This is a genomic window from Pseudomonas bubulae (assembly GCF_900618535.1).
GTDB lineage: Bacteria > Pseudomonadota > Gammaproteobacteria > Pseudomonadales > Pseudomonadaceae > Aquipseudomonas > Aquipseudomonas bubulae.
The window spans coordinates 164692-188894 of sequence record NZ_UYJA01000004.1 but is presented as its reverse complement, the minus strand read 5'-3'; the positions used below and the strand labels follow the sequence as shown (position 1 = coordinate 188894).

Genomic DNA, 24203 nt, shown 5'->3' with positions numbered 1-24203 from the left:
CGTGTTGACGCTTTCGGCAATTGCGCTGTCGCTTTTGCACCCGGCTGGTTTTGACCCCGGGCCTATGCTGGCCCCAATAGCGCCGGCAGACGATTCGGCGCAGCAAACGCCAATAAGGGGACGCCTGATGAGCCCAACCGAGTTGCACGCAGACAGTATCGTTATCGACGGGCTGATCATTGCCAAATGGAACCGCGAACTGTTTGAAGACATGCGCAAGGGCGGCCTCACCGCTGCCAACTGCACTGTGTCGGTATGGGAGGGCTTCCAGGCCACGATCAACAACATCGTCGCCAGCCAGACCCTGATCCGCGACAACAGCGACCTGGTGCTTGCGGTCAAGACCACTGCCGATATCCGTCGCGCCAAGGAACAGGGCAAGACCGGGATCATCTTCGGCTTCCAGAATGCCCATGCCTTTGAAGACCAGCTGGGCTATATCGAGATCTTCAAGCAGCTCGGCGTTGGCGTGGTGCAGATGTGCTACAACACCCAGAACCTGGTGGGCACCGGCTGCTATGAACGCGATGGCGGGCTCTCGGGGTTTGGCCGTGAAGTAGTGGCTGAAATGAACCGTGTCGGGATCATGTGCGACCTGTCCCACGTGGGTTCGAAAACCTCGGAAGAGGTGATTCTGGAATCGAAAAAACCGGTCTGCTATTCCCACTGCCTGCCGTCCGGCCTCAAGGAACATCCACGCAACAAATCCGACGCCGAGCTCAAGTTCATTGCCGACCATGGCGGTTTTGTCGGGGTGACCATGTTCGCGCCGTTTCTGGCCAAGGGTATTGATTCGACCATCGACGACTACGCCGAAGCGATCGAATACACCATGAATATTGTCGGCGAGGATTCGATCGGTATCGGCACTGACTTTACCCAGGGCCACGGTCAGGACTTTTTCGAAATGCTGACCCACGACAAGGGCTACGCCCGCCGCCTGACCAGCTTCGGCAAGATCATCAACCCGCTGGGCATCCGCACCGTGGGCGAGTTCCCCAACCTGACCGAAACCCTGCTCAAGCGCGGCCACAACGAGCGCGTGGTGCGCAAGATCATGGGCGAGAACTGGGTCAACGTGCTCAAGGATGTCTGGGGCGAGTAACCGCACCGTATTTGTTGCGTAGCAGCTGCCGAAGGCTGCGTCCGGCTGCGAAGCAGTCGTAAACCCATATTGCACATTTTTCCTGTCAGGGCGCAGTGAGCGGTTTTGCGACCGCTTCGCGCTCGAACGCAGCCTTCGACAGCTGCACGGGACTTCATCATCTTTTGGAGCGCTACCCATGGCCAAAATCGCCCCGCAATTACCCATCGAAGTCGACAGCGAAACCGGCGTCTGGACTTCCGACGCTTTGCCGATGCTCTATGTGCCGCGCCACTTTTTCGTCAACAACCACATGGGCATTGAAGAAGTCCTTGGCGCTGATACCTACGCCGACATTCTTTACAAGGCCGGCTACAAATCCGCCTGGCACTGGTGCGAAAAAGAAGCCGAATGCCACGGCATCGAAGGCGTCGCGGTGTTCGAACACTACATGAAACGCCTGTCCCAGCGCGGCTGGGGCCTGTTCAAGATCCAGGACATCGATCTCGACAAAGGCACTGCCACCATCAAGCTGGAACACTCCTGCTTTGTGTACGTGTACGGCAAGGTCGGGCGCAAGGTCGACTACATGTTCACCGGCTGGTTTGCCGGCGCCATGGACCAGATTCTGCACGCCCGTGGCAGCAACATCCGCACCGTGGCAGAACAGGTTTATAGCGGATCGGAAGAAGGCCACGACCACGGCCTGTTTATCGTCAAGCCGTTGTAAGTCGAGGATCGGGATATGGCGTTCGAAGCAATGTTTGAGCCGATTCAAATCGGCAAGCTGACCATCCGCAACCGTGTGCTGAGCACCGCCCATGCCGAGGTGTATGCCACCGATGGCGGCATGACCACCGAGCGTTATGTGCAGTACTACGAAGAAAAGGCCAAGGGCGGTATCGGCCTGGCGATTTGCGGCGGCTCTTCGGTGGTGGCCATCGACAGTCCACAAGAGTGGTGGAGTTCGGTCAACCTGAGCACCGACCGCATTATCCCACACTTCCAGAACCTGGCCGATGCCATGCACAAGCATGGCGCCAAGATCATGATCCAGATTACCCACATGGGCCGCCGCTCGCGCTGGGACGGCTTCAACTGGCCGACCCTGATGTCACCTTCCGGTGTACGTGAGCCGGTGCACCGGGCCACATGCAAAACCATCGAGCCTGAAGAAATCTGGCGGATCATCGGTAACTACGCCAGTGCCGCAGGCCGGGCCAAAGCCGGTGGACTGGACGGGGTTGAGCTGTCGGCGGTGCACCAGCACATGATTGACCAGTTCTGGAGCCCGCGTGTCAACAAACGCACGGATGAATGGGGCGGCAGTTTTGAAAACCGCATGCGTTTCGGCCTCGAAGTGCTCAAGGCCGTGCGCGCTGAAGTCGGCCCGGATTTCTGCGTGGGCATCCGCCTGTGCGGGGATGAATTTCACCCTGATGGCCTGAGCCATGAGGACATGAAACAAATTGCCAAGTACTACGACGACACCGGCATGCTCGACTTTATCGGCGTGGTCGGCTCGGGCTGTGACACCCATAACACCCTGGCCAACGTAATCCCCAATATGAGCTTTCCGCCGGAGCCGTTTTTGCACCTGGCCGCCGGGATCAAGGAAGTGGTCAAGGCCCCGGTGCTGCATGCGCAGAACATCAAGGATCCGAACCAGGCCACGCGGATTCTGGAAGGGGGTTATGTCGACATGGTGGGCATGACCCGTGCCCATATCGCCGACCCGCACCTGATCGCCAAGATCAAGATGGGCCAGGTCGACCAGATTAAACAATGCGTGGGTGCCAACTACTGCATTGACCGTCAGTACCAGGGGCTGGACGTGCTGTGCATCCAGAACGCGGCCACCTCCCGGGAATATATGGGCGTGCCGCATATCATCGAAAAATCCACCGGGGCCAAACGCAAGGTGGTGATTGTCGGCGCCGGGCCAGCAGGGATGGAGGCGGCACGTGTAGCTGCCGAGCGCGGTCATGACGTGACCCTGTTCGAGAAAAAGGACGCCATCGGCGGGCAGATCACCACCGCCTCCAAAGCGCCCCAGCGTGACCAGATGGCAGGCATCACCCGCTGGTTTCAACTGGAACTGGCGCGCCTGAAAGTTGACCTGCGCCTGGGCACCGCAGCGGATGCGGCGACGATCATGGACTTGCGGCCGGACATTGTGGTGCTGGCGGTGGGCGGGCACCCGTTTGTGGAGCAGAACGAACACTGGGGCGCGGCCGAAGGGCTGGTGGTCAGCAGCTGGGATGTACTCGACGGCAAAGTGGCGCCCGGCAAAAACGTGCTGGTGTACGACACCATTTGCGAATTTACCGGTATGTCGGTGGCCGATTTTGCGGCGGACAAGGGAGCGCAGGTCGAGATCGTGACCGACGACACCAAGCCCGGTGTGGCCATTGGCGGCACGTCATTCCCCACGTATTACCGCAGCCTGTATCCCAAGGAAGTGGTCATGACCGGCGACATGATGCTGGAGAAGGTCTACCGCGAGGGTGACAAGGTGATTGCTGTGCTGGAGAACGAATACACCGGTGTCAAAGAGGAGCGGGTGGTCGATCAGGTAATCATCGAAAACGGTGTGCGACCGGATGAAGAGCTGTATTACGGGCTCAAGCCGGATTCGCGCAACAAGGGCCAGATCGACGTCGAAGCGCTGTTCGCGATCAAGCCGCAACCGTGCTTGAGCGAGGCGGGGGACGGCTACCTGCTGTTTCGTATCGGTGACTGTGTGGCCCAGCGCAACGTGCATGCAGCGATCTATGACGCGCTGCGGTTGTGCAAGGATTTTTGACCCGACACCGAACCAATGTGGGAGCGAGCTTGCTCGCGATAAACGATCACGCGGTGTTGCTGATGCACCGCGTCGCCTGAATCGCGAGCAAGCCCGCTCTCACATCAGACCTGCGTGGTCTTTGGGAGCTTCACCATGCTCAATATCGTTCTTCCCATCCTGCTGTTCGCCGCCCTCGTGCTGGCGATTGCGGGCGCCATTCGGCGCATGAACATGTGGCGCCGTGGTCGCCCGGCCAAGGTCGATCTGCTTGGCGGGCTGCTGGCCATGCCCCGGCGCTACATGGTCGATCTGCACCACGTGGTCGCCCGCGACAAATACATGGCCAACACCCACGTCGCCACTGCTGGCGGCTTTGTGCTGGCGGCCGTGCTGGCGATCCTGGTGCATGGCCTGGGCCTGCATAACCGCATCCTCGGCTATGCCTTGCTGTTCGCCACCGCGTTGATGTTTATCGGTGCTGTGTTCGTGTTCAAGCGTCGCCTGAACCCACCCTCGCGCCTGTCCAAAGGCCCGTGGATGCGCCTGCCGAAAAGCTTGCTGGTGTTTTCCGCCAGTTTTTTCATCCTCACCTTGCCGGTTGCAGGGCTGTTGCCCGAAGGCTTCGGCGGTTGGATGCTGGCGGCGGTTTTAAGCGTGGGCGTGGCGTGGGGTGTGTCGGAATTATTTTTCGGCATGACCTGGGGCGGGCCGATGAAGCACGCCTTCGCGGGCGCATTGCATCTGGCCTGGCACCGCCGCGCCGAGCGCTTTGGCGGCGGCCGTTCAACAGGGCTAAAACCGCTGGATTTAAACGATCGCAGTGCGCCCCTGGGCGTGGAAAAACCCAATGATTTCACCTGGAACCAATTGCTGGGGTTTGACGCCTGCGTGCAATGCGGCAAATGCGAAGCCGCCTGCCCGGCTTTCGCCGCCGGCCAGCCGCTCAATCCAAAGAAACTGATTCAGGACATGGTGGTCGGCCTCGCGGGCGGCACCGATGCTCACTTTGCTGGCAGTCCCTATCCCGGTAAACCTATTGGTGAGCATGGCGGCAACCCGCATCAGCCGATCGTCAACGGGCTGGTCGATGCCGACACGCTGTGGTCCTGCACCACTTGCCGCGCCTGCGTTGAAGAGTGCCCGATGATGATCGAGCATGTGGACGCCATCGTCGATATGCGCCGTTTCCTGACCCTGGAAAAAGGTGCGACACCGAACAATGGCGCGCAGGTGCTGGACAACCTGATCGCCACCGATAACCCCGGCGGTTTTGCCCCCGGCGGGCGGATGAACTGGGCTGCGGACCTGAACCTCGACCTGATGCGCGACAAGCCCGCCGTGGACGTGTTGTTCTGGGTCGGTGACGGGGCTTTCGACATGCGTAACCAGCGCACCTTGCGTGCCTTTGTCAAAGTGCTCAAGGCCGCCCGGGTCAACTTTGCCGTGCTGGGCCTGGAAGAGCGCGACAGTGGCGACGTGGCCCGGCGTCTGGGGGATGAAGCGACCTTTCAGGCGCTGGCTAAGCGCAATATCCAGACCCTGGCGCAGTACAGCTTCCAGCGCATCGTCACCTGCGATCCGCACAGTTTTCATGTGCTGAAAAACGAATACGGCGCCTTTGGCGGCGACTACCTTGTGCAACATCACAGCACTTATATGGCCGAGTTGATCGATGCCGGCCTGCTCAATCTTGCCGCGGATGCGGGCGGCAGCGTGACCTATCACGACCCCTGCTACCTGGGCCGCTATAACGGCGAATACGAGGCGCCGCGTGCGGTACTGCGCGCCTTGGGTATCGAGGTCAAGGAGATGCAGCGTTCGGGCTTTCGTTCCCGTTGCTGTGGTGGCGGTGGCGGCGCGCCGATTACCGACATCCCCGGCAAGCAGAGGATCCCCGACATGCGCATGGACGATATCCGTGAGACGGGCGCCGAGCGTGTGGCGGTGGGTTGCCCGCAATGCACGGCGATGCTCGAAGGGGTGGTCGAACCCCGTCCGCAAATCAAGGACATTGCCGAACTGGTGGCCGATGCGCTGATTGAAGACGTCGTGGCCAAACCTGTCCGACGGCCAGAATCGGAGGTGATCGCATGAGTGACATTATCCGCCGCGACCCACGGGCCGAGTGGATCGCCCGTAACCGTCTGCATCCGTTGCACGCGGCCATGCAACCCGTGCAGCAGAGCTGGATGGGGCCCAATGGCGTAGTGCGCAAAAATGTCCATGGTGCAGGTTTTATCGGGCCCAACGGCATCAAGCGCATAGACCGCAGCGGCGCGCAGCAGGGCGGGACCAGCAGGCGCGCGGCCAGCGTCGAGGTGCAATTACCGCTGCATCAGATCGCGGCCCCGGCGTTTTATATCGCCGTGGTGCCGGATATGGTCGGGGGCCGCCTGAGCAGCCACGACCGCGATCTGCTGGGGCTGGCCCACCAATTGGCGGGCAGCGACGGAGCGGTGCTGGCGGTGGTATTCGGCGAGTCCAGGGAGACCGCCTTTGCCACGGCCGGGGTTGATCGGCTGTTGATGCTCGACAGTGAAGGTTATGCACCGGAGCACCAGGTGCTGGGTTTACGGGCTGTGGATAACCAGTTCACGCCACGCCACTGGCTATTGCCTGACAGCCGCAGTGGTGGCGGTGAATTGGGCCGGCGCTTTGCCGCCAGCCTGGGAGAACGCCCGGCCACGCGGGTGTGGCAACTCAAGGATGGCGTTTGCATCGGCCGTGCCGGGGCAGGTCAGCAAGATGTCGTCCAGCCGTTGCGGCGGTTGATTCTGGCAGCGGCCGAGTGTGCCGAGCCGGTCAGTGAAACCCGGCATGAAGCGCTGGAGGTGCAGTTATCCACAGCAGCTGCCAGCTGTTTGCCGCGTATTGAGGATCTGGGCGCGGTTGAAGTTGACCCTGCTGCGATTCCCATGGCTGAAGCCGAATTTATCCTCAGCGGTGGTAACGGGATCAAGGACTGGGGACTTTTCCACAGGGCTGCCACTGCCCTTGGCGCCACCGAAGGTGCATCACGGGTGGCGGTGGACGATGGCTTTATGGGTCGCGAGCGTCAGGTGGGGGCCAGCGGGGTATGGGTCACGGCGCGGGTGTATGTGGCGGTCGGGATCAGCGGGGCGATCCAGCATCTGCAAGGGATTGGTGCCTGTGACAAGGTGGTGGCGATCAACCTTGACCCTGGCTGCGACATGGTCAAACGCGCGGATGTGTCGGTGATTGGTGACGGTGCGGCGGTGCTTGAGGCACTGATCGAGGCTGTGGATAACTGGCGCAGCGCAACCTCTGTGGGAGCGGGCTTGCCCGCGATTCGGGCGACCCGGTCAGCCTGATACACCGCAGTGATTCCATCGCGAGCAAGCCCGCTCCCACAGGATTGAGTTCAGTCTGGAGATTTGCAAATGACCATCGCCACCGTTGCACTGGTTTCAATCGGCGCCCATCCTGCTTCAGGCCGCGCCCGTCGCGCCGAACAGGACGCCCGTGCCGTCGAACTGGGCCTGGAGCTGGCCGGTGACAGCCTGCATGTGCTGCACGCGGGCAACCCCCATGAACCGGCCTTGCGCGCCTATCTGGGCATGGGACTGGAGGAGCTTCATGTGCTGGAGCAACCCGACGGCGCCGATGCCGTGCCAGCGTTGCGCGATTACATCCGTGAAGCGGGCGTGCAACTGGTACTCACCGGCAGCCAGGCCGAAACCGGTGAGGGTTCGGGCATGCTGCCGTACCTGTTGGCCGAAGAGCTGGGCTGGCCGCTGCTGGTAGGCGTGGCGCAGATTGAATCTATCCACAATGGCGTGGCCCAGGTGCTGCAAGCCTTGCCCCGGGGGCAGCGGCGCAGGCTGCAAGTGCGACTGCCATTTATGGTTACTGTGGATAACGCTGCTCCCAAGGCGCGTCAAAGCGCCTACGGCCCCGCCACGCGGGGTGTGGTTAACGCCGAAGTAGTTGAAATCGTTGCCGATGAGTTATCCACAACCGGCGTATTGCAACCTGCCCGACCACGGCCCAAGCGCTTGAAGGTGATAAGGGCCAAAAGTGGTGCAGATCGCATGAAAGCAGCTACCGCCAAGGCGGCTGGGGGTTCCGGGCAAGTTCACAAAGGGCTCAGTGCTCAAGCGGGAGCCGAGGTGATTCTCAAGCTCCTGATCGAAGAAGGCGTTGTGCGCTAGCGTTTGCGGCCGGAACCTGAGCCAGCGACATCATTTGTATTTGCGCTCGCCGCCAGATGCAAATATGGCCTGAGATTTACGGGCGTCAGCCTGGAGTCTTTGCTCGCGCTGGCTGACTAACTGCCCGTAGTACCCCTTGACGCGAAGGGCGTAGCGATTGCGCAGATGTTCACGATTTGGCTTTGTTCCGGCGTTATAGGCGCCCACGGCGTCCCAGCTGTAACCCAGTTGTTTGACAAATTTGGCGAGGATCCAGGCACCGGCCATGACACTGGTGCAGGGTTGAGTCTGTAGTTGATATTCACTAATGCCAAAAGTGGCAAGGTGTTTCAAATGGCGACTGTTGACTTGCATCAAACCTATATCGTAAGTCCCGTCTTTATTGACGTTGCGTGCGGCCGGATTCATTTTCGATTCAACTTGGGCAATGGCATGTAACAGCAACGGATCAATGTCATAGCGGTTGCCTGCATCCTGCCAGCAATTGGCATGAGCGAAGGTCGGTGTTAGTCCGGCACATATGACAAGTATAATCAAAAAAGAATGTTTCATATCAAGACCTCGCCGTTTCAGATAACGGATAAAGCAGGGGTGCCAATCTAATCGATAGATTGTTTTATCCTGTTGAATCTGCACGGTTTTATTGATAATTAATAAGGGATCCGCAGTGTTAAGTGTGGCGCGCAAGATCACAAAATTTTCACGTTTAAACTATAAGTATTGGCGGGTTTTAGGGGCGTGTTACCTGCAGTTTTTGTAGGTGGTTGAGTGCCTGTATAAACAGGGTGGCGAACAGGCTGCATAAAAATAAATATAGGACTTATTCGATTGATGGCAATTATCCTTCAATCAAAATTGGATCCATTGAAATGAACCAGCTAATAGTGAGTTGGTTATCTTTTTGTTGGATTGTTCATTTTGTGAGTGTTTAGAGTTGTTTAATAAGGGGGAGGGGCCTTGCAGGCTGAAATTGATATAATGTATGGCGTGATGCCAAATCTCTAAAAAGTCTAAGAAACGTGGCAGATGATGGTGATCGATCCATTGTTTTTAACGTCTGATATCACTGCCTTCGCGAGCGAGTTTGCGGACAGCTTTTTAGTAGGCAAGGTACTGCCAGACATCTGCGCAAAGTTACCCCGGGTTTCTGTGTGCCTGCCTGTGGGTAACCTGTCTGTATTTGCTTGCAGGGCCCGGCTGACGTGGCTCCTGCAGGTTTGTACAAAAAATGATCGCTGCCAGGAAATCACACTTGCACAGCGCTTGCTCTGTTTACCCACAAACTCTGTTGGTGAAGGTGTGGATAAGTTGTTCGCTCTATCCTGCAGGCCTTTATATTAAAGGGCTCCAAGGTGCTGATCAAAAAATGTTCAATCCACGTTGCCATCGTCTTTTGATGGGATAAAACCAGCCAATACAAGGGCTAAGGGAGTTTTCAACAGGGTGGATAAAGTTGCGCACATATTCAGTTGGTCAAACTGTGGATAAGGTGGGTGTGGTTATCTGCAGGCCTTTAAAACCGTGGCTTGTGCAGGTTTGCACAAAAAATGTACAGATGTGTGCCCCGGTAGTGATCCATGACTTCCCCACAGTTGCTGTGGGTGTGCCTGTGGACAAGATGTTGGTGAAGGGCTGTAGCCCTTTGATTGCATGGGCTAGAGGGGAGTGGTTAAAAAACGATCATTAGCATGCAATACATGGACATAAATGAGGCCGGGGTTGTGTGTTGTTGACTTGAATCGGTTTGAGCTAAAAAGAGTCCTGTGCCCCCGTGGAGTAAAACGAATGAGCGTTTCATTTCGTCCAGCAGTGCGTGCCGATGCACGCGAAATTGCACGTCTTTTTCAGATATCGTCCGAAGGCTGCGCCGATTACATCTGGAGTCAGATGGCGCAGCCGGGTCAGCAACTACTGGACGTCGGGGAGATGCGTTATGCCCGTGCGGGGGTCATATTTTCGTATGAAAACTGCTGGATTGCCGAGGCCGAGGGCCTGGTGATCGGCATGATGCACAGCTTTGTGATGCGCGACGACCCGGATGCCCAGCCTGAGACTGACCCGGTGCTGGCACCTTATGCGGATATGGAAATCCCGGACACGCTGTATATCTCAAGCTTGGCTTTGCATAAGGGCTGGCGAAACCTCGGGTTGGGCGCCAGGTTCTTGCTGCATGCCAAGGCGCGTTGCGGCGAACTGGGGCTGACCGGTTTGAGCCTGATCGACTATGCGGCGAACACAGGTGCCCGTCGATTTTATGAGCGCCATGGTTTTGAGATCGTCAAAACCTGCCAGATAACGCCCCACCCGCTGATCCGCGTAACGGGTGAGGCGTATTTGATGCATTGTCCACTTCCCAGTTAATCGCCCCCTGCGCAGATGCAGGTTTACTGGGCAACCACACCCTTGAGATACGCCGCAGGCGCCGCCCCCAGGTTGTTCAGCAGCCGCTCGCTGTACCAGTCGACAAAGTTGACCACGCCAAACTCGTAGGTTTGCGAGTACGGCCCTGGCTGGTAGGCGACCGAGTTGATGCCGCGCTGGTTTTCTTCAGCCAGCCGGCGATCCTGGTCGTTGGTGGCGTCCCAGACCTTGCGCATGCGCTCCACGTCGTAGTCCACGCCTTCTACCGCATCCTTGTGCACCAGCCATTTGGTGCTGACCACGGTTTCCTGCGCGCTGATCGGCCATACGGTAAATACGATGATATGGTCGCCCATGCAGTGGTTCCACGAATGCGGCAAGTGCAGGATGCGCATTGAGCCCAGGTCCGGGTTTTTGATGCGCCCCATCAGTTTTGCACAGCCTTGCTTGCCGTCCAGGGTCATCGAGACCGTGCCCTTGAGCAGTGGCATGCGCACGATGCGGTTACGCAGGCCGAAGCTGGCGTGGGCATAAGGAATTTTCTCGGCGTCCCAGGCGGCTGCTGAGGCGGCGACGTGATCCTTGAATGCTTGGTCGGCGCGCGGGTCGGTGACGTCGTCCCATTCAAGCAGGGTCTTGAGCAACTCGGGGTGCGACGCGTTGCAGTGGTAGCACTCGCGGTTGTTTTCCAGCACCAGTTTCCAGTTGGCCTTTTCCACCAGGGTGGTTTGAATCGCCACCTTGGTGTTTTCCATGTCGTAAGGTTCCATATAGTGGTTCAGCGTGGCGAGGAACTCATCGATGGCGGGAGGGTTCTCGGCCAGGCTGATAAAGATATAGCCGCCCGCGGTTTTGACGTTCACCGGCTTGAGGCCGTATTGCTTCATGTCGAAGTCCGCACCCATCTCGGTGCCGGCAAACAGCAAGCGCCCGTCCAGCTCATAGGTCCACTGGTGGTAATGACACACCAGTTTGGCGACCTTGCCTTTTTCGCTGGTGCACAGTCGTGAACCACGATGGCGGCACACGTTATGAAAGGCATGCACCTGACCTTCTGCGCCGCGAATCACGATAATCGGGTTCTTGCCCACCTGCAGGGTCAGGAAGTTGCCCTTGGCCGGTATCTCGCAAGTCATGCCTGCAATCAGCCACTCCTTCTGGAAGATCTCCTGCATATCGATTTCGAACAGGCGCTCGTCGTTATAAAACGGCTGTGGCAGCGAAAATGTCCGCTCGCGGTTCTGCAGCATCTCGGCGGTGGCCTTGCGTGCGGGTTCCAGTGGATCGCCCAGGCTCAAGTTTGCGGTGACGTCCATCGTTGTAGTCCTCATGGCCATCGGATGTGGCCTAAAAATGGCTGATCAGGGGTTCGACGCAAGGCAAAGCAATACAAGTGGTAGTGGCGCTGAGTGTGCGTTCGAAGTGCGCCGCAGCCATATCTACGGGCGACATGGCCCAATCTGTTCCCGACGCTGAAGGTGCTGTTTTCAGGGGCTGGTCGCGATAAGTATGTGGATGTCGCGAATGGATAAATGGCCGCTTCGGGGCATGCGCAGAATCGCCAGCAAGAGGCCGGCTGTCGGCCGTGGAGAAGCGCATGTCCAATAGCTTTCTGAACCCGGTAACCACCCAGACCTGGGCCAATGGCCGACACATCGTGCGATGCGTCAAAGTGATTCAGGAAACCTGGGATGTGCGCACCTTCTGTTTTATGGCCGACCAGCCGATCCTGTTCTTTTTCAAACCGGGGCAATTCGTGACCCTGGAGCTGGAAATCGACGGTGACCCGGTGATGCGCTCGTACACTATTTCCAGCTCACCCTCGGTGCCGTACAGCTTTTCGGTGACCATCAAGCGGGTGCCCGGTGGCCGGGTTTCCAACTGGCTGCACGACACCTTGAGCGAAGGCCAGGAGCTGGCCGTGCACGGGCCGGTGGGACTGTTTAACGCCATCGACGCGCCGAGCCCCAAAGTGCTCTATCTGAGCGGCGGTGTCGGTATAACCCCGGTAATGTCGATGGCACGCTGGTTTTACGACACCAACGCCAATGTCGACATGGTGTTTATCCACAGCGCCCGCTCGCCCAAGGACATCATTTATCACCGCGAGCTGGAGCATATGGCCTCGCGTATCGACAACTTCAGCCTGCACCTGATCTGCGAGAAGCACGGGCTGGGTGAACCCTGGGCCGGGTATCGCGGTTATCTGAACCATAAGATGCTCGACCTGATGGCCCCCGACTTCATGGAGCGCGAGGTGTTTTGCTGCGGGCCGACGCCTTACATGAACGCGGTCAAGCGCCTGCTGGAAAGCAACGGTTTTGACATGAGCCGTTACCACGAAGAATCCTTTGGCGCGACGCCGCCTGAAGTGCGGGCTGAAGCGGTAGAACAGGCCGAGCAGGCGGCAGATGCACCGGAGCCGGACCTGGCGGATTTGAACCAGGTGGAATTCACCGCGTCCGGCAAGAGCATTCGTGTGGGACCGGCCGAGACCGTGCATGCGGCAGCGGCCAAACTCGGACTGATGATCCCCAAGGCTTGCGGCATGGGCATTTGCGGGACATGCAAGGTGTTGAAACTGGGGGGGGAGGTGGACATGGAGCACAACGGCGGCATTACCGACGAAGATGTGGCCGAGGGTTATATCCTGTCGTGCTGCAGCGTACCGAAAGGGGATGTGCGGATTGAGTTTTGACGGGCTTTCGTGGCTCCAGAACCCTGGCAGGGAACAAAGGTTGCAAACCACAGTCTTTAGGGGTCTGAAAGCAAGGTTGCCGCTAGCTTAGCCGCTGACTTTTCTTTATCGTACGCGCCCTTCGAAACTGCTTGAGAAAATCACCATGATTGAGTCATCCCTTAGCAAACTGGAACAACTGGTCAGCGACCTGGTACAGCAAAAACAAGAACTGCTGGATGCCAACGAGCAACTGAACACCGAACTGGCCCAGGCCCGTGACGAGAACGAAAGCCTGCAACTGACCCTGATGGAACAGGAAGAAAAGCAAGGCGCGACCGCAGCCCGCATCCAGGCACTGGTTGAGCGCGCGAGCCCTGTCAGCGCATGAGCCTTGACAGAGACGGAGTAAATGTCGTCTCGATTTTGGGTAACGACTACACGATCAAGGCGCCGGAGGGGGAGCAGAAAACCCTGATGGCGGCCACGGTCATGTTGAAAGCCGCCCTGGCCGAAACGAAAAGAAAGTACCCGAGCCTGATCGGGGACAAGCTGCTGGTGCTGGCAGCACTGAATCTGTGTTCAAAGCAGATTGAGTTGCAACTGAGCCACAAACAGGAACTCGACCGTTATCAAGAGCAAGTCAGCGCCACGGTCGATGTGATTGAGCGAACCCTGGGGCAATCCTGACGGTTCGCAAACCAATCACCCCCTGTGGGAGCGGGCTTGCTCGCGATTCAGGCAACGCGGTTTGTCTGCACGACCGCGCTGATGCCATCGCGAGCAAGCCCGCTCCCACAGTGTTATTGATGTTACGTGCGCTTTAAGCGGACATCACTTCGCGAATATCCGCCGCAAGTTCCCGCACCCGTGCTTCCTCGGTATCCCACGAGCACATGAAGCGTGCCCCGCCCTTGCCGATAAAGGTATAGAAGCGCCAGCCTCTGGCGGTCAGTGCCGCTACGGCCGGTTCCGACAGTTGCAGGAACACGCCATTGGCTTCCACCGGAAACATCAGCTCGACCCCCGGGATGTCACTCACCAGCTGACTCAACAACTGCGCGCAGTGGTTGGCATGGCGCGAGTGTTTGAGCCAGGCGTCGTTTTCCAGCAGGCCGACCCAGGGCGCAGACAGAAAGCGCATTTTCGAAGCCAGTTGCCCGGCCTGCTTGCAGCGATAGTCAAAATCCACTGACAAGGCGTGGTCGAAAAACAGAATCGCCTCGCCCACTGCCATGCCATTTTTGGTGCCGCCAAAGCACAGTACATCCACCCCGGCTTTCCAGCTCAGCTCTGCCGGGGTGCAGCCCAGGAATGCGCAGGCATTGGAGAAACGGGCGCCGTCCATGTGCAACAACAGGCCCAACTCCTTGCAGGTGTCGCTGATCGCGCGGATTTCTTCAGGGCGGTACACGCTGCCGACTTCAGTGGCCTGGGTGATGGTGACCACCCGCGGTTTTGGATAGTGGATATCTTTGCGCTTGAGGGCGATCTCGCGGATTGACTCGGGGGTGATCTTGCCGTTTTCAGTGCGGGCGATCAGCAGCTTGGAGCCGTTGGAAAAAAATTCCGGAGCGCCACATTCGTCCGTCTCGACGTGGGCGGTCTCGGAGCAGATCACGCTGTGAAAGCTCTGGCACAGGGACGACAGCGCCAGGGAGTTGGCCGCCGTGCCGTTAAAGGCGAAATACACTTCGCAGTCGGTTTCGAACAGTTTGCGAAAATCGTTCGAGGCGCGCAGCGTCCATTCGTCGTCGCCGTAAGAGCGCTGGTGGCCGTGGTTGGCTTTTTCCATGGCGGACCAGACTTCAGGGCAGATACCGGAGTAGTTGTCGCTGGCGAATTGTTGGCTCTTGTCAGTCATTTCCCGGTTCCATGGTCGAATAGTGTTGTGCACTTTATCCAAGAATCTGGCAGGTGCACAGGCGCGACTTAAAGTGCGGAAATGCCCTACAAAAGAATAACCCAAAGGCCTGTAACAAAATGTGGGAGCGGGCTTGCCCGCGATGGCATCTCCCGGTTTCGCCAGACAAACCTCGCAGCCAGTATCGCGAGCAAGCCCGCTCCCACAGGGTTACGGGAAACCATGTCGTAAACGCACCATTGCGTGGCGTCCATGGGCATTTGGTCTGCCTGCGCCAGCTCTACCATCTGGCTCAAAGGGCATTAGCCCCACCGAGACCAAAAGGCGCGCTGGCGCTGGGAGAACGCGATGTTCAGCAAGCAGGATCAGATCCAGGGTTACGATGACGCCTTGTTGGCGGCCATGAATGCTGAAGATCAGCGCCAGGAAGATCACATCGAACTGATCGCCTCCGAAAACTACACCAGCCAGCGGGTGATGGAAGCCCAGGGCAGCGGTCTGACCAACAAGTACGCCGAAGGCTACCCAGGCAAACGCTATTACGGCGGCTGCGAACATGTGGATAAAGTTGAGCAGTTGGCCATCGACCGCGCCAAACAGTTGTTCGGCGCCGATTACGCCAACGTGCAGCCGCATTCCGGCAGCCAGGCCAACGCAGCCGTCTACCTGGCATTGCTCAACGCCGGTGACACCGTGCTGGGCATGAGTCTGGCCCATGGCGGTCACTTGACCCATGGGGCCAGCGTCAGTTTTTCGGGCAAGCTGTACAACGCCGTGCAGTACGGCATCGACACCAGCACCGGCTTGATCGACTACGACGAAGTCGAGCGTCTGGCTGTTGAACATCAACCCAAAATGATCATTGCCGGGTTCTCGGCCTACTCAAAATTCCTCGACTTCCCACGCTTTCGTCAGATTGCAGACAAGGTGGGAGCCTACCTGTTTGTCGACATGGCCCACGTTGCCGGTCTGGTCGCTGCCGGGTTGTACCCCAACCCGCTGCCGTATGCCGATGTGGTGACCACCACCACCCACAAAACCCTGCGCGGCCCCCGTGGCGGCCTGATTCTGGCCAAGGCCAACGAAGCCCTGGAAAAGAAACTCAATTCGGCGGTGTTCCCCGGCGGTCAGGGCGGGCCCTTGATGCACGTGATCGCGGCCAAGGCAGTGTGCTTCAAGGAAGCGCTGGAACCGGGTTTCAAAACCTATCAAAAGCAGGTCATCGACAACGCCCAGGCCATGGCCGAGGTGTTTATCAAGCGTGGCTATGACGTGGTCTCGGGTGGTACCGACAATCATCTGTTCCTGCTCAGCCTGATCCGCCAGGGATTGACCGGCAAGGACGCCGACGCCGCCCTGGGCCGCGCCCATATCACGGTCAACAAGAATGCCGTGCCTAACGACCCGCAATCACCGTTTGTGACCTCGGGCCTGCGTATCGGCACCCCGGCGGTGACCACCCGTGGTTTCAAAGTGGCGCAATGCACGGAGCTGGCAGGCTGGATCTGCGACGTTCTCGATCACCTCGGCGATGCCGATATCGAGGCCGATGTGGCCCGCCAGGTGACTTCGCTGTGCCAAGACTTCCCGGTTTATCGCTGAGCGCGTTTTTGGAGTAGATCCTATGCAACGGTATTCAGGCTTCGGCCTCTTCAAGCACTCCCTCAGCCACCACGAAAACTGGCAGAAGATGTGGCGCACGCCGACCCCGAAAAAGGTCTATGACGTGGTCATCGTCGGCGGCGGCGGCCATGGTCTGGCAACTGCTTACTATCTGGCCAAGGAACACGGCATCACCAACGTGGCCGTGGTTGAAAAAGGCTGGTTGGGTGGCGGCAACACGGCACGCAACACCACCATCGTGCGCTCCAACTATTTGTGGGACGAGTCGGCGCACCTGTACGAACACGCGATGAAGCTATGGGAAGGTTTGTCCCAGGACTTGAACTACAACGTGATGTTCTCCCAGCGCGGCGTCTATAACCTGTGCCACACCCTGCAGGACATGCGTGACTCCGAGCGTCGGGTCAGCGCCAACCGCCTCAATGGTGTGGACGGTGAACTGCTCAACGGCAAACAAGTAGCGGACGAGATTCCCTACCTCGATTGCTCGAAGAACACCCGCTACCCGATCATCGGCGCCACCGTACAACGGCGTGGCGGCGTGGCCCGCCATGATGCCGTGGCCTGGGGCTTTGCCCGTGCCGCCGATGCTCTGGGCGTAGACCTGATCCAGCAAACCGAAGTGCTCGGCTTTCGCAAGGAAAACGGCGTGTGCATCGGCGTCGAAACCAGCAAGGGCTTTATCGGCGCCAAGCGCGTCGGTGTGGTCACGGCTGGCAACTCGGGGCATATGGCGCGTCAGGCCGGCTTTCGCCTGCCGATCGAATCCCACCCGCTGCAAGCGCTGGTGTCGGAGCCGATCAAGCCGATTATCGACAGCGTGATCATGTCCAACGCCGTACACGGCTATATCAGCCAGTCCGACAAGGGCGACCTGGTGATCGGCGCGGGTATCGACGGCTGGGTCGGCTACGGCCAGCGCGGTTCGTACCCGGTAATCGAGCACACGATCCAGGCGATTGTGGAAATGTTCCCTGTGTTGTCCCGCGTGCGTATGAACCGTCAGTGGGGCGGCATCGTCGACACCACACCCGACGCCTGCCCGATCATCTCGAAAACCCCGGTGCCCAATCTGTTCTTTAACTGCGGCTGGGGCACGGGTGGATTCAAGGCCACGCCAGGTTCGGGCAACGTGTTTGCTGCCAGCCTGGCCAAGGGCGAGATGCACCCGCTGGCCGCGCCGTTTTCCATTGACCGGTTCCACACCGGTGCCCTGATCGACGAACACGGCGCTGCCGCTGTCGCCCACTAACAGGAGAAATACCCATGTTGCATATCTTCTGTCCCCATTGCGGCGAGCTTCGCTCCGAAGAGGAATTCCACGCCAGCGGCCAGGCGCATATCCCGCGCCCGCTCGACCCTGGCAGTTGCACCGACGCAGAATGGGGCGACTACCTGTTCTTTCGCGACAACCCCCGTGGCCTGCACCACGAACTGTGGAACCACGTCGCCGGTTGCCGGCAGTTTTTCAATGCCACGCGCAATACCGTGACCTACGAAATTCTTGAAACCTACCTGATCGGCAGCAAGCCGCAGTTCACTGAGCAGGCAGTACCTGCGGCCACCACGGCCACCCGCGAGCTGGGAGAAAAAGTATGAGCCAGACCCATCGCTTGCCCAATGGCGGCCGCGTTGACCGCACCAAGGTGCTGAGCTTCACATTCAACGGTCAACAATACAAAGGCTACGAGGGCGACAGCCTGGCGGCCGCTTTGCTGGCCAACGGCGTTGACGTGATTGGCCGCAGTTTCAAATATTCCCGGCCCCGAGGCATCTACGCTGCCGGTGCTGAAGAGCCCAACGCGGTGTTGCAGATCGGTGCCACCGAGGCCACGCAAATCCCCAACGTGCGCGCCACGCAGCAGGCTTTGTACCAGGGCCTGGTGGCCACCAGCACCAACGGCTGGCCCAACGTCAACAATGATGTGATGGGCATCCTCGGCAAGGTCGGCGGCAAGCTGATGCCGCCGGGCTTTTACTACAAAACTTTTATGTACCCGCAGTCGTTCTGGATGACTTACGAGAAGTACATCCGCAAAGCCGCAGGCCTGGGTCGCTCGCCGACCCAGAACGATCCCGACACCTACGACTATATGAACCACCACTGCGACGTGCTGATTGTCGGCGCAGGCCCTGCAGGTCTGGCCGCAGCACTGGCAGCAGCGCGCAGCGGTGCGCGGGTGATCATCGCCGATGAACAGGAAGAATTCGGCGGCAGCCTGCTCGACAGCCGCGAAAGCCTGGACGGCAAACCGGCCATGGAGTGGGTGGCCAAGGTGATCGCCGAACTCAAGACGCTACCCGACGTGATCCTGTTGCCCCGCGCGACGGTGAACGGCTATCACGACCACAACTTCCTGACTATTCACGAACGTATCACCGACCACCTCGGCGATCGCGCCCCTATCGGTCAGGTACGCCAGCGTATTCACCGGGTCCGGGCCAAGCGCGTGGTATTGGCCACCGGTGCCTGCGAGCGGCCGTTGGTGTACGGCAACAACGACGTACCGGGCAATATGCTCGCCGGAGCCGTGTCCACCTATGTGCGCCGCTATGGCGTGGCACCGGGCAAAAAACTGGTGCTCAGTACCAACAACGATCATGCCTACCGCGTAGCCCTGGACTGGCTCGACGCCGGCCAGCAAGTGGTTGCTGTTGCCGATGCACGCAGCAACCCCCGTGGTGCGCTGGTCGAAGAAGCTCGGGCCAAAGGCATTCGCATCCTCACCGGGAGTGCGGTGATCGAAGCCCGTGGCAGCAAGCATGTAACGGGTGCACGAGTGGCGGCGATCGACGTCAAGGCTCTCAGCGTTGCCAGCCCCGGCGAGTGGCTGGAGTGCGATTTGCTGGCCACTTCGGGCGGCTACAGCCCGGTGGTTCACTTGGCCTCGCACCTGGGCGGCAAGCCGACCTGGCGTGAAGATATTCTCGGTTTCGTCCCCGGCGAAGCACCGCAAAAGCGCGTATGTGTGGGCGGTATCAATGGTGTCTACCCGCTGGGCGACAGCCTGGCCGATGGTTTTGAGGGCGGCGCACGTGCGGCCAGCGAAGCCGGTTTCAAGGCCGTGGAAGGGGTGTTGCCCAAAGCCCTGAATCAGCTGCAGGAACCGACCCTGGCGCTGTTCCATGTGCCCCACGAAAAAGGTACGGCGCGGGCACCGAAGCAATTTGTCGACCTGCAAAACGACGTCACTGCTGCGGCCATCGAACTGGCGACCCGTGAAGGGTTCGAGTCGGTTGAGCACGTCAAACGCTATACCGCGCTGGGCTTCGGCACGGATCAAGGCAAGCTGGGCAACGTCAACGGCCTGGCCATTGCCGCCCGCTCGCTGAACGTGACCATCCCGCAGATGGGCACCACCATGTTCCGCCCCAACTACACGCCGGTGACCTTCGGCGCGGTGGCGGGGCGCCATTGCGGGCATATTTTCGAGCCGGTGCGCTACACCGCGCTGCAAGCCTGGCACGTCAAGCAAGGCGCTGAATTTGAAGACGTCGGCCAGTGGAAACGGCCGTGGTACTTCCCGCGTAACGGCGAAGACATGCATGCGGCGGTCAAGCGCGAATGCAAAGCGGTGCGTGACAGCGTCGGCATTCTCGATGCCTCTACCCTGGGCAAGATCGACATTCAGGGCCCGGATGCCCGCGAGTTTCTCAACCGTATCTACACCAATGCCTGGACCAAACTTGATGTGGGCAAGGCCCGCTACGGGCTGATGTGCAAGGAAGACGGCATGGTCTTCGACGACGGCGTGACGGCCTGCCTGGCCGACAATCATTTCGTCATGACCACCACTACCGGCGGCGCGGCCCGTGTGTTGCAGTGGCTGGAAATTTACCAGCAGACCGAATGGCCCGAGCTGAAGGTCTACTTCACCTCGGTCACCGACCACTACGCGACCCTGACCTTGTCCGGCCCCAATAGCCGCAAGTTGCTGAGCGAAGTGACCGACATTGATCTGGATCGCGAGGCGTTCCCGTTCATGACCTGGAAAGAAGGCCTGGTGGGCGGTGTGCCGGCGCGGGTGTTCCGTATCTCGTTTACCGGCGAGCTGTCCTACGAGGTCAATATCCAGGCTGACTACGCCATGGGCGTGCTGGAAAAAATCGTCGAGGCGGGCAAGCAGTACAACCTCACCCCTTATGGCACCGAGACCATGCACGTGTTGCGGGCCGAGAAGGGCTTCATCATCGTTGGTCAGGATACTGACGGTTCCATGACCCCCGACGACCTGAACATGGGCTGGTGCGTGGGCCGCACCAAACCATTCTCGTGGATCGGCTGGCGCGGCATGAACCGTGAAGACTGCGTACGTGACCAGCGCAAGCAGCTGGTGGGGCTCAAGCCCATCAACCCGACCCAATGGCTGCCCGAAGGCGCGCAACTGGTGTTCGATGCCAAGCAGTCGATCCCGATGACCATGGTCGGCCACGTGACGTCGAGTTATGCCCACAACTCACTGGGTTATTCATTTGCCATGGGTGTGGTCAAGGGCGGCTTGAAGCGTATCGGCGAGCGGGTGTTCTCGCCCCAGGTCGACGGCAGCGTGATCGAAGCTGAAATTGTGTCTTCGGTGTTCTTCGACCCGAAAGGCGACCGGCAGAATATTTGAATGGGTGATCTCATGACCACAGCCAACGTATACCAACAGCGCCCGGAGTCGGGCGCCAAAGCCGAATCCTCGCTGCACCATGCCAGCCTGGCCGGCCTGATCGGCAAGAGCCGGAAAAACCCTGGCGTGACCGTACGCGAGAAAAAACTGCTGGGCCACCTGACCCTGCGCGGTGACGCCAAAGACCCGGCCTTTGCCGAAGGCGTGCACAAGGCCCTGGGCCTGGAACTGCCCGTGGCCCTGAGCCTGGTAGCCAACGCTGATACCTCGCTGCAATGGATGGGGCCGGATGAGTGGCTGCTGATCGTCCCCGGTGGCCAGGAGTTCGCCGTGGAGCAAGCTCTGCGGGCGGCGCTGGCGGGGCTGCATATTTCGGTGGTCAACGTCAGTGGCGGGCAACAGCTGCTGGAACTGAGCGGGCCGAAGGTGCGCGAGGTGCTGATGAAGTCCACCAGTTATGACGTACACCCCGACAATTTCCCGGTGGGCAAGGCGGTGGGCACGGTATTCGCCAAGTCGCAGTTGGTGATTCGTCATACCGGCGAAGACACCTGGGAACTGCTGATCCGCCGCAGTTTTTCGGATTACTGGTGGTTATGGTTGCAGGATGCGGCGGCTGAATACGGGTTGAGCGTGGAGGCGTAAACCCGCCTGCTGTCCCCTGTGGGAGCGGGCTTGCTCGCGATGGCAGCCCCTCGGTCAACCGGATGCACCGAGTTGTTTGCATCGCGGGCAAGCCCGCTCCCACACCTGTAAGTGCGCTTTCCAACAACAACCAAGGACTCCCGCCATGAGCCGCGCCCCCGACACCTGGATCCTGACCGCCGACTGTCCGAGCCTGCTGGGCACCGTCGACGCGGTGACGCGTTATCTGTTTGAGCACCGCTGCTACGTCACCGAACACCATTCCTTCGACGATCAGCGTTCGGCGCGTTTTTTTATCCGCGTTGAGTTCCGCCAGCCCGACGGCTTCGATGAACACGAATTTCGCGCCGGCCTGGCCGAGCGCGGCCAGGCCTTTGGCATGACGTTCGAACTGACGCCGCCACACCATCGGCCCAAAGTGCTGATTATGGTGTCCAAGGCTGACCACTGCCTCAACGACCTGCTCTATCGCCAGCGCATTGGCCAGTTGTCGATGGACGTGGTGGCCGTGGTCTCCAATCACCCCGATCTGGAGCCTCTGGCGCAGTGGCACGGCATCCCCTACCACCACTTCGCCCTCGACCCGGCCAACAAGCCCGCGCAGGAGGCCAAGGTTTGGCAGGTGATCGAAGACACCGGCGCCGAGCTGGTGATCCTCGCCCGCTACATGCAAGTGCTGTCCCCCGAGCTGTGTCGCAAGCTCGACGGCAAGGCGATCAATATTCACCACTCCCTGCTGCCCGGCTTCAAGGGCGCCAAGCCCTATCATCAGGCCTACGAGAAGGGCGTCAAACTGGTCGGTGCTACCGCCCATTACATCAACAACGACCTCGACGAAGGCCCGATCATTGCCCAGGGCGTCGAGGTGGTAGACCACAGCCACTACCCCGAAGACCTGATCGCCAAGGGCCGTGATATCGAAGCGCAAACCCTGGCGCGAGGCGTGGGCTATCACATTGAGCGGCGCGTTTTCCTAAATGGAGGTCGTACCGTGGTGCTGTGACCCCGCGCCACCTTCTAAGCTGCAAGCAGCAAGTTAATCCCGCCAATAACAACTAAGGGTGAATACGATGGCTGACAATCGCGGTGTGGTGTACCTGGGCAACGGCCAGGTTGAAGTGCAAAGCATTCCTTTCCCCAAGATGCAGAACCCTCAGGGCAAGCCCATCCACCACGGCGTAATCCTGCGGGTAGTGTCGACCAATATCTGCGGCTCCGACCAGCATATGGTGCGTGGCCGCACCACGGCGCAAACCGGGCTGGTGCTGGGTCATGAGATCACCGGCGAGGTGATCGAGGCCGGGCGTGATGTGGAACACCTGAAAGTCGGCGACCTGGTTTCGGTGCCGTTCAACGTGGCGTGCGGCCGCTGCCGCAGCTGCAAGGAACAGAACACCGGCGTGTGCCTGACCGTCAACCCGGCCCGTCCCGGCGGCGCATATGGTTACGTGGACATGGGCGACTGGGTTGGCGGTCAGGCTGAATATGTATTGGTGCCTTACGCCGATTTCAACCTGCTCAAGCTGCCGAATCGCGATGCGGCGATGGAAAAAATCCGCGACCTGACCTGCCTCTCCGACATCCTGCCCACCGGCTATCACGGCGCCGTCACTGCTGGCGTTGGCCCTGGCAGCACGGTGTATATCGCCGGTGCTGGCCCGGTGGGTCTGGCGGCTGCGGCTTCGGCGCGCTTGCTGGGTGCGGCGGTGGTGATTGTCGGTGACGTTAATCCGATTCGTCTGGCCCACGCCAAGGCGCAGGGTTTTGAAATTGCCGACCTGTCCAAAGATACGCCCCTGCACGAACAGATCGCCGAACTGCTGGGCGAGCCGGAAGTGGATTGTGCGGTGGATGCAGTGGGTTTTGAAGCTCGCGGGCACGGCCATGACGGGGTCAAGCATGAAGCACCGGCCACGGTGCTCAACTCGCTGATGGGCGTGGTGCGGGTGGCGGGCAAGATCGGCATTCCGGGCCTGTATGTGACCGAAGACCCGGGTGCGGTAGACGCGGCGGCGAAGAAGGGCAGCCTGAGCATCCGCTTCGGGTTGGGCTGGGCCAAGTCCCACAGCTTCCACACCGGGCAGACGCCAGTGATGAAATACAACCGCCAGCTGATGCAGGCGATCATGTGGGACCGAATCAAGATCGCTGACATCGTAGGTGTTGAAGTGATCAGCCTGGACGACGCGCCGCGGGGCTATGGCGAGTTCGATGCCGGTGTGCCGAAGAAGTTCGTGATCGACCCGCACCGGATGTTCAGCAAGGCATAAACACCAGCGCCAACCCTGTGGGAGCGGGCTTGCCCGCGATTGCAGCACCTCGGTTATTGAGATGTACCGAGTTGTCTGCATCGCGAGCAAGCCCGCTGCCACAAGT

The 24203-nt window shown here is 59.6% G+C and carries 20 protein-coding genes; 17 read left to right on the top strand and 3 right to left on the bottom strand.

The features are described 5' to 3' along the window. The first annotated feature begins 127 nt into the window (after nucleotides 1-127). The 6 genes from PPTH39_RS15370 to etfB all read left to right on the top strand — a co-directional run bounded on the left by PPTH39_RS15370 (nucleotide 128) and on the right by etfB (nucleotide 8044). On the top strand, nucleotides 128-1105 hold the full coding sequence (locus PPTH39_RS15370) for a dipeptidase (protein WP_094999824.1): 978 nt from the start codon (nucleotides 128-130) through the stop codon (nucleotides 1103-1105). A 178-nt stretch (nucleotides 1106-1283) separates the two neighbouring features. Then, entirely contained in the window at nucleotides 1284-1814 is a 531-nt protein-coding gene (locus PPTH39_RS15365) for a 4-vinyl reductase (protein WP_094999825.1), read from the top strand. 15 nt (nucleotides 1815-1829) lie between these two features. Next, nucleotides 1830-3890, top strand: coding sequence for a dimethylglycine demethylation protein DgcA (dgcA, locus tag PPTH39_RS15360; RefSeq protein WP_094999826.1), 2061 nt, complete (start codon nucleotides 1830-1832; stop codon nucleotides 3888-3890). Nucleotides 3891-4025: 135 nt separating this feature from the next. Next, entirely contained in the window at nucleotides 4026-5966 is a 1941-nt protein-coding gene (gene dgcB / locus PPTH39_RS15355) for a dimethylglycine demethylation protein DgcB (protein ID WP_095026633.1), read from the top strand. Beyond that, nucleotides 5963-7204, top strand: coding sequence for an electron transfer flavoprotein subunit alpha (etfA, locus tag PPTH39_RS15350; protein ID WP_130872156.1), 1242 nt, complete (start codon nucleotides 5963-5965; stop codon nucleotides 7202-7204). The genes dgcB and etfA overlap by 4 nt, the downstream gene beginning before the upstream one ends. A gap of 69 nt (nucleotides 7205-7273) precedes the next feature. Further along, nucleotides 7274-8044, top strand: coding sequence for an electron transfer flavoprotein subunit beta (etfB, locus tag PPTH39_RS15345; protein WP_130872155.1), 771 nt, complete (start codon nucleotides 7274-7276; stop codon nucleotides 8042-8044). Between the two features lie 30 nt (nucleotides 8045-8074). Here etfB and PPTH39_RS15340 read toward each other — a convergent pair whose 3' ends face one another. Then, on the bottom strand, nucleotides 8075-8737 hold the full coding sequence (locus tag PPTH39_RS15340; protein WP_323165439.1) for a transglycosylase SLT domain-containing protein: 663 nt from the start codon (nucleotides 8735-8737) through the stop codon (nucleotides 8075-8077). 1092 nt (nucleotides 8738-9829) lie between these two features. On the opposite strand from PPTH39_RS15340, the gene PPTH39_RS15335 reads away from it, so the two are divergent. Continuing rightward, nucleotides 9830-10405, top strand: a complete 576-nt coding sequence (locus PPTH39_RS15335) for a GNAT family N-acetyltransferase (RefSeq protein WP_094999831.1) — start codon at nucleotides 9830-9832, stop codon at nucleotides 10403-10405. A 23-nt stretch (nucleotides 10406-10428) separates the two neighbouring features. Here PPTH39_RS15335 and gbcA read toward each other — a convergent pair whose 3' ends face one another. Further along, nucleotides 10429-11721, bottom strand: a complete 1293-nt coding sequence (gene gbcA, locus PPTH39_RS15330; RefSeq protein ID WP_094999832.1) for a glycine-betaine demethylase subunit GbcA — start codon at nucleotides 11719-11721, stop codon at nucleotides 10429-10431. 281 nt (nucleotides 11722-12002) lie between these two features. Here gbcA and gbcB point away from each other — a divergent pair, with 281 nt between their 5' ends. The 3 genes from gbcB to PPTH39_RS15315 all read left to right on the top strand — a co-directional run bounded on the left by gbcB (nucleotide 12003) and on the right by PPTH39_RS15315 (nucleotide 13772). Then, the gene (gene gbcB, locus PPTH39_RS15325) at nucleotides 12003-13103 is read left to right on the top strand and encodes a glycine-betaine demethylase subunit GbcB (RefSeq protein ID WP_095020470.1); all 1101 of its coding nucleotides are present in this window, start codon (nucleotides 12003-12005) and stop codon (nucleotides 13101-13103) included. A 145-nt stretch (nucleotides 13104-13248) separates the two neighbouring features. Beyond that, entirely contained in the window at nucleotides 13249-13473 is a 225-nt protein-coding gene (locus PPTH39_RS15320) for a hypothetical protein (RefSeq protein ID WP_016782568.1), read from the top strand. Then, nucleotides 13470-13772 (top strand): cell division protein ZapA, encoded by a 303-nt coding sequence (locus tag PPTH39_RS15315; RefSeq protein WP_094999834.1) that lies wholly within the window; start codon nucleotides 13470-13472, stop codon nucleotides 13770-13772. The genes PPTH39_RS15320 and PPTH39_RS15315 overlap by 4 nt, the downstream gene beginning before the upstream one ends. Nucleotides 13773-13905: 133 nt before the next feature. On the opposite strand, the gene PPTH39_RS15310 is transcribed toward PPTH39_RS15315, so the two are convergent. Further along, a complete protein-coding gene (locus PPTH39_RS15310) occupies nucleotides 13906-14946 on the bottom strand; it encodes a threonine aldolase family protein (RefSeq protein ID WP_094999835.1) in 1041 nt (346 codons plus the stop codon). A gap of 348 nt (nucleotides 14947-15294) precedes the next feature. Here PPTH39_RS15310 and glyA point away from each other — a divergent pair, with 348 nt between their 5' ends. The 7 genes from glyA to fdhA all read left to right on the top strand — a co-directional run bounded on the left by glyA (nucleotide 15295) and on the right by fdhA (nucleotide 24097). Continuing rightward, nucleotides 15295-16548, top strand: a complete 1254-nt coding sequence (gene glyA / locus PPTH39_RS15305) for a serine hydroxymethyltransferase (protein ID WP_094999837.1) — start codon at nucleotides 15295-15297, stop codon at nucleotides 16546-16548. 22 nt (nucleotides 16549-16570) lie between these two features. Further along, complete coding sequence (locus PPTH39_RS15300) at nucleotides 16571-17821, top strand: sarcosine oxidase subunit beta family protein (protein ID WP_016782563.1); 1251 nt, start codon at nucleotides 16571-16573, stop codon at nucleotides 17819-17821. A 14-nt stretch (nucleotides 17822-17835) separates the two neighbouring features. Continuing rightward, nucleotides 17836-18168: a sarcosine oxidase subunit delta gene (locus PPTH39_RS15295; RefSeq protein WP_094999838.1), complete on the top strand. Its 333-nt coding sequence runs from the start codon at nucleotides 17836-17838 to the stop codon at nucleotides 18166-18168. After that, nucleotides 18165-21182: a sarcosine oxidase subunit alpha gene (locus tag PPTH39_RS15290; RefSeq protein WP_094999839.1), complete on the top strand. Its 3018-nt coding sequence runs from the start codon at nucleotides 18165-18167 to the stop codon at nucleotides 21180-21182. Before PPTH39_RS15295 ends, PPTH39_RS15290 begins: the two co-directional genes overlap by 4 nt. 12 nt (nucleotides 21183-21194) lie before the next feature. Further along, nucleotides 21195-21827, top strand: coding sequence for a sarcosine oxidase subunit gamma (locus PPTH39_RS15285; protein WP_130872154.1), 633 nt, complete (start codon nucleotides 21195-21197; stop codon nucleotides 21825-21827). Nucleotides 21828-21972: 145 nt separating this feature from the next. Continuing rightward, nucleotides 21973-22830 carry a formyltetrahydrofolate deformylase gene (purU, locus tag PPTH39_RS15275; protein ID WP_016782559.1) on the top strand — a complete coding sequence of 286 codons (858 nt, stop codon included), beginning with the start codon at nucleotides 21973-21975 and terminating at the stop codon, nucleotides 22828-22830. A 67-nt stretch (nucleotides 22831-22897) separates the two neighbouring features. Continuing rightward, entirely contained in the window at nucleotides 22898-24097 is a 1200-nt protein-coding gene (gene fdhA, locus PPTH39_RS15270) for a formaldehyde dehydrogenase, glutathione-independent (protein ID WP_094999840.1), read from the top strand. Nucleotides 24098-24203 lie beyond the last annotated feature (106 nt).

Bases quoted from the DNA above. Each gene is read 5' to 3' on its own strand.
- PPTH39_RS15300 (WP_016782563.1), top strand. From the start codon at position 16,571: ATGCAACGGTATTCAGGCTTCGGCCTCTTCAAGCACTCCCTCAGCCAC.
- PPTH39_RS15335 (WP_094999831.1), top strand. From the start codon at position 9,830: ATGAGCGTTTCATTTCGTCCAGCAGTGCGTGCCGATGCACGCGAAATT.
- PPTH39_RS15285 (WP_130872154.1), top strand. From the start codon at position 21,195: ATGACCACAGCCAACGTATACCAACAGCGCCCGGAGTCGGGCGCCAAA.
- gbcB (WP_095020470.1), top strand. From the start codon at position 12,003: ATGTCCAATAGCTTTCTGAACCCGGTAACCACCCAGACCTGGGCCAAT.
- etfB (WP_130872155.1), top strand. From the start codon at position 7,274: ATGACCATCGCCACCGTTGCACTGGTTTCAATCGGCGCCCATCCTGCT.
- PPTH39_RS15315 (WP_094999834.1), top strand. From the start codon at position 13,470: ATGAGCCTTGACAGAGACGGAGTAAATGTCGTCTCGATTTTGGGTAAC.
- purU (WP_016782559.1), top strand. From the start codon at position 21,973: ATGAGCCGCGCCCCCGACACCTGGATCCTGACCGCCGACTGTCCGAGC.
- dgcA (WP_094999826.1), top strand. From the start codon at position 1,830: ATGGCGTTCGAAGCAATGTTTGAGCCGATTCAAATCGGCAAGCTGACC.
- etfA (WP_130872156.1), top strand. From the start codon at position 5,963: ATGAGTGACATTATCCGCCGCGACCCACGGGCCGAGTGGATCGCCCGT.
- PPTH39_RS15370 (WP_094999824.1), top strand. From the start codon at position 128: ATGAGCCCAACCGAGTTGCACGCAGACAGTATCGTTATCGACGGGCTG.
- PPTH39_RS15295 (WP_094999838.1), top strand. From the start codon at position 17,836: ATGTTGCATATCTTCTGTCCCCATTGCGGCGAGCTTCGCTCCGAAGAG.
- PPTH39_RS15320 (WP_016782568.1), top strand. From the start codon at position 13,249: ATGATTGAGTCATCCCTTAGCAAACTGGAACAACTGGTCAGCGACCTG.
- dgcB (WP_095026633.1), top strand. From the start codon at position 4,026: ATGCTCAATATCGTTCTTCCCATCCTGCTGTTCGCCGCCCTCGTGCTG.
- fdhA (WP_094999840.1), top strand. From the start codon at position 22,898: ATGGCTGACAATCGCGGTGTGGTGTACCTGGGCAACGGCCAGGTTGAA.
- gbcA (WP_094999832.1), bottom strand. From the start codon at position 11,721: ATGGACGTCACCGCAAACTTGAGCCTGGGCGATCCACTGGAACCCGCA.
- PPTH39_RS15365 (WP_094999825.1), top strand. From the start codon at position 1,284: ATGGCCAAAATCGCCCCGCAATTACCCATCGAAGTCGACAGCGAAACC.
- PPTH39_RS15310 (WP_094999835.1), bottom strand. From the start codon at position 14,946: ATGACTGACAAGAGCCAACAATTCGCCAGCGACAACTACTCCGGTATC.
- glyA (WP_094999837.1), top strand. From the start codon at position 15,295: ATGTTCAGCAAGCAGGATCAGATCCAGGGTTACGATGACGCCTTGTTG.
- PPTH39_RS15290 (WP_094999839.1), top strand. From the start codon at position 18,165: ATGAGCCAGACCCATCGCTTGCCCAATGGCGGCCGCGTTGACCGCACC.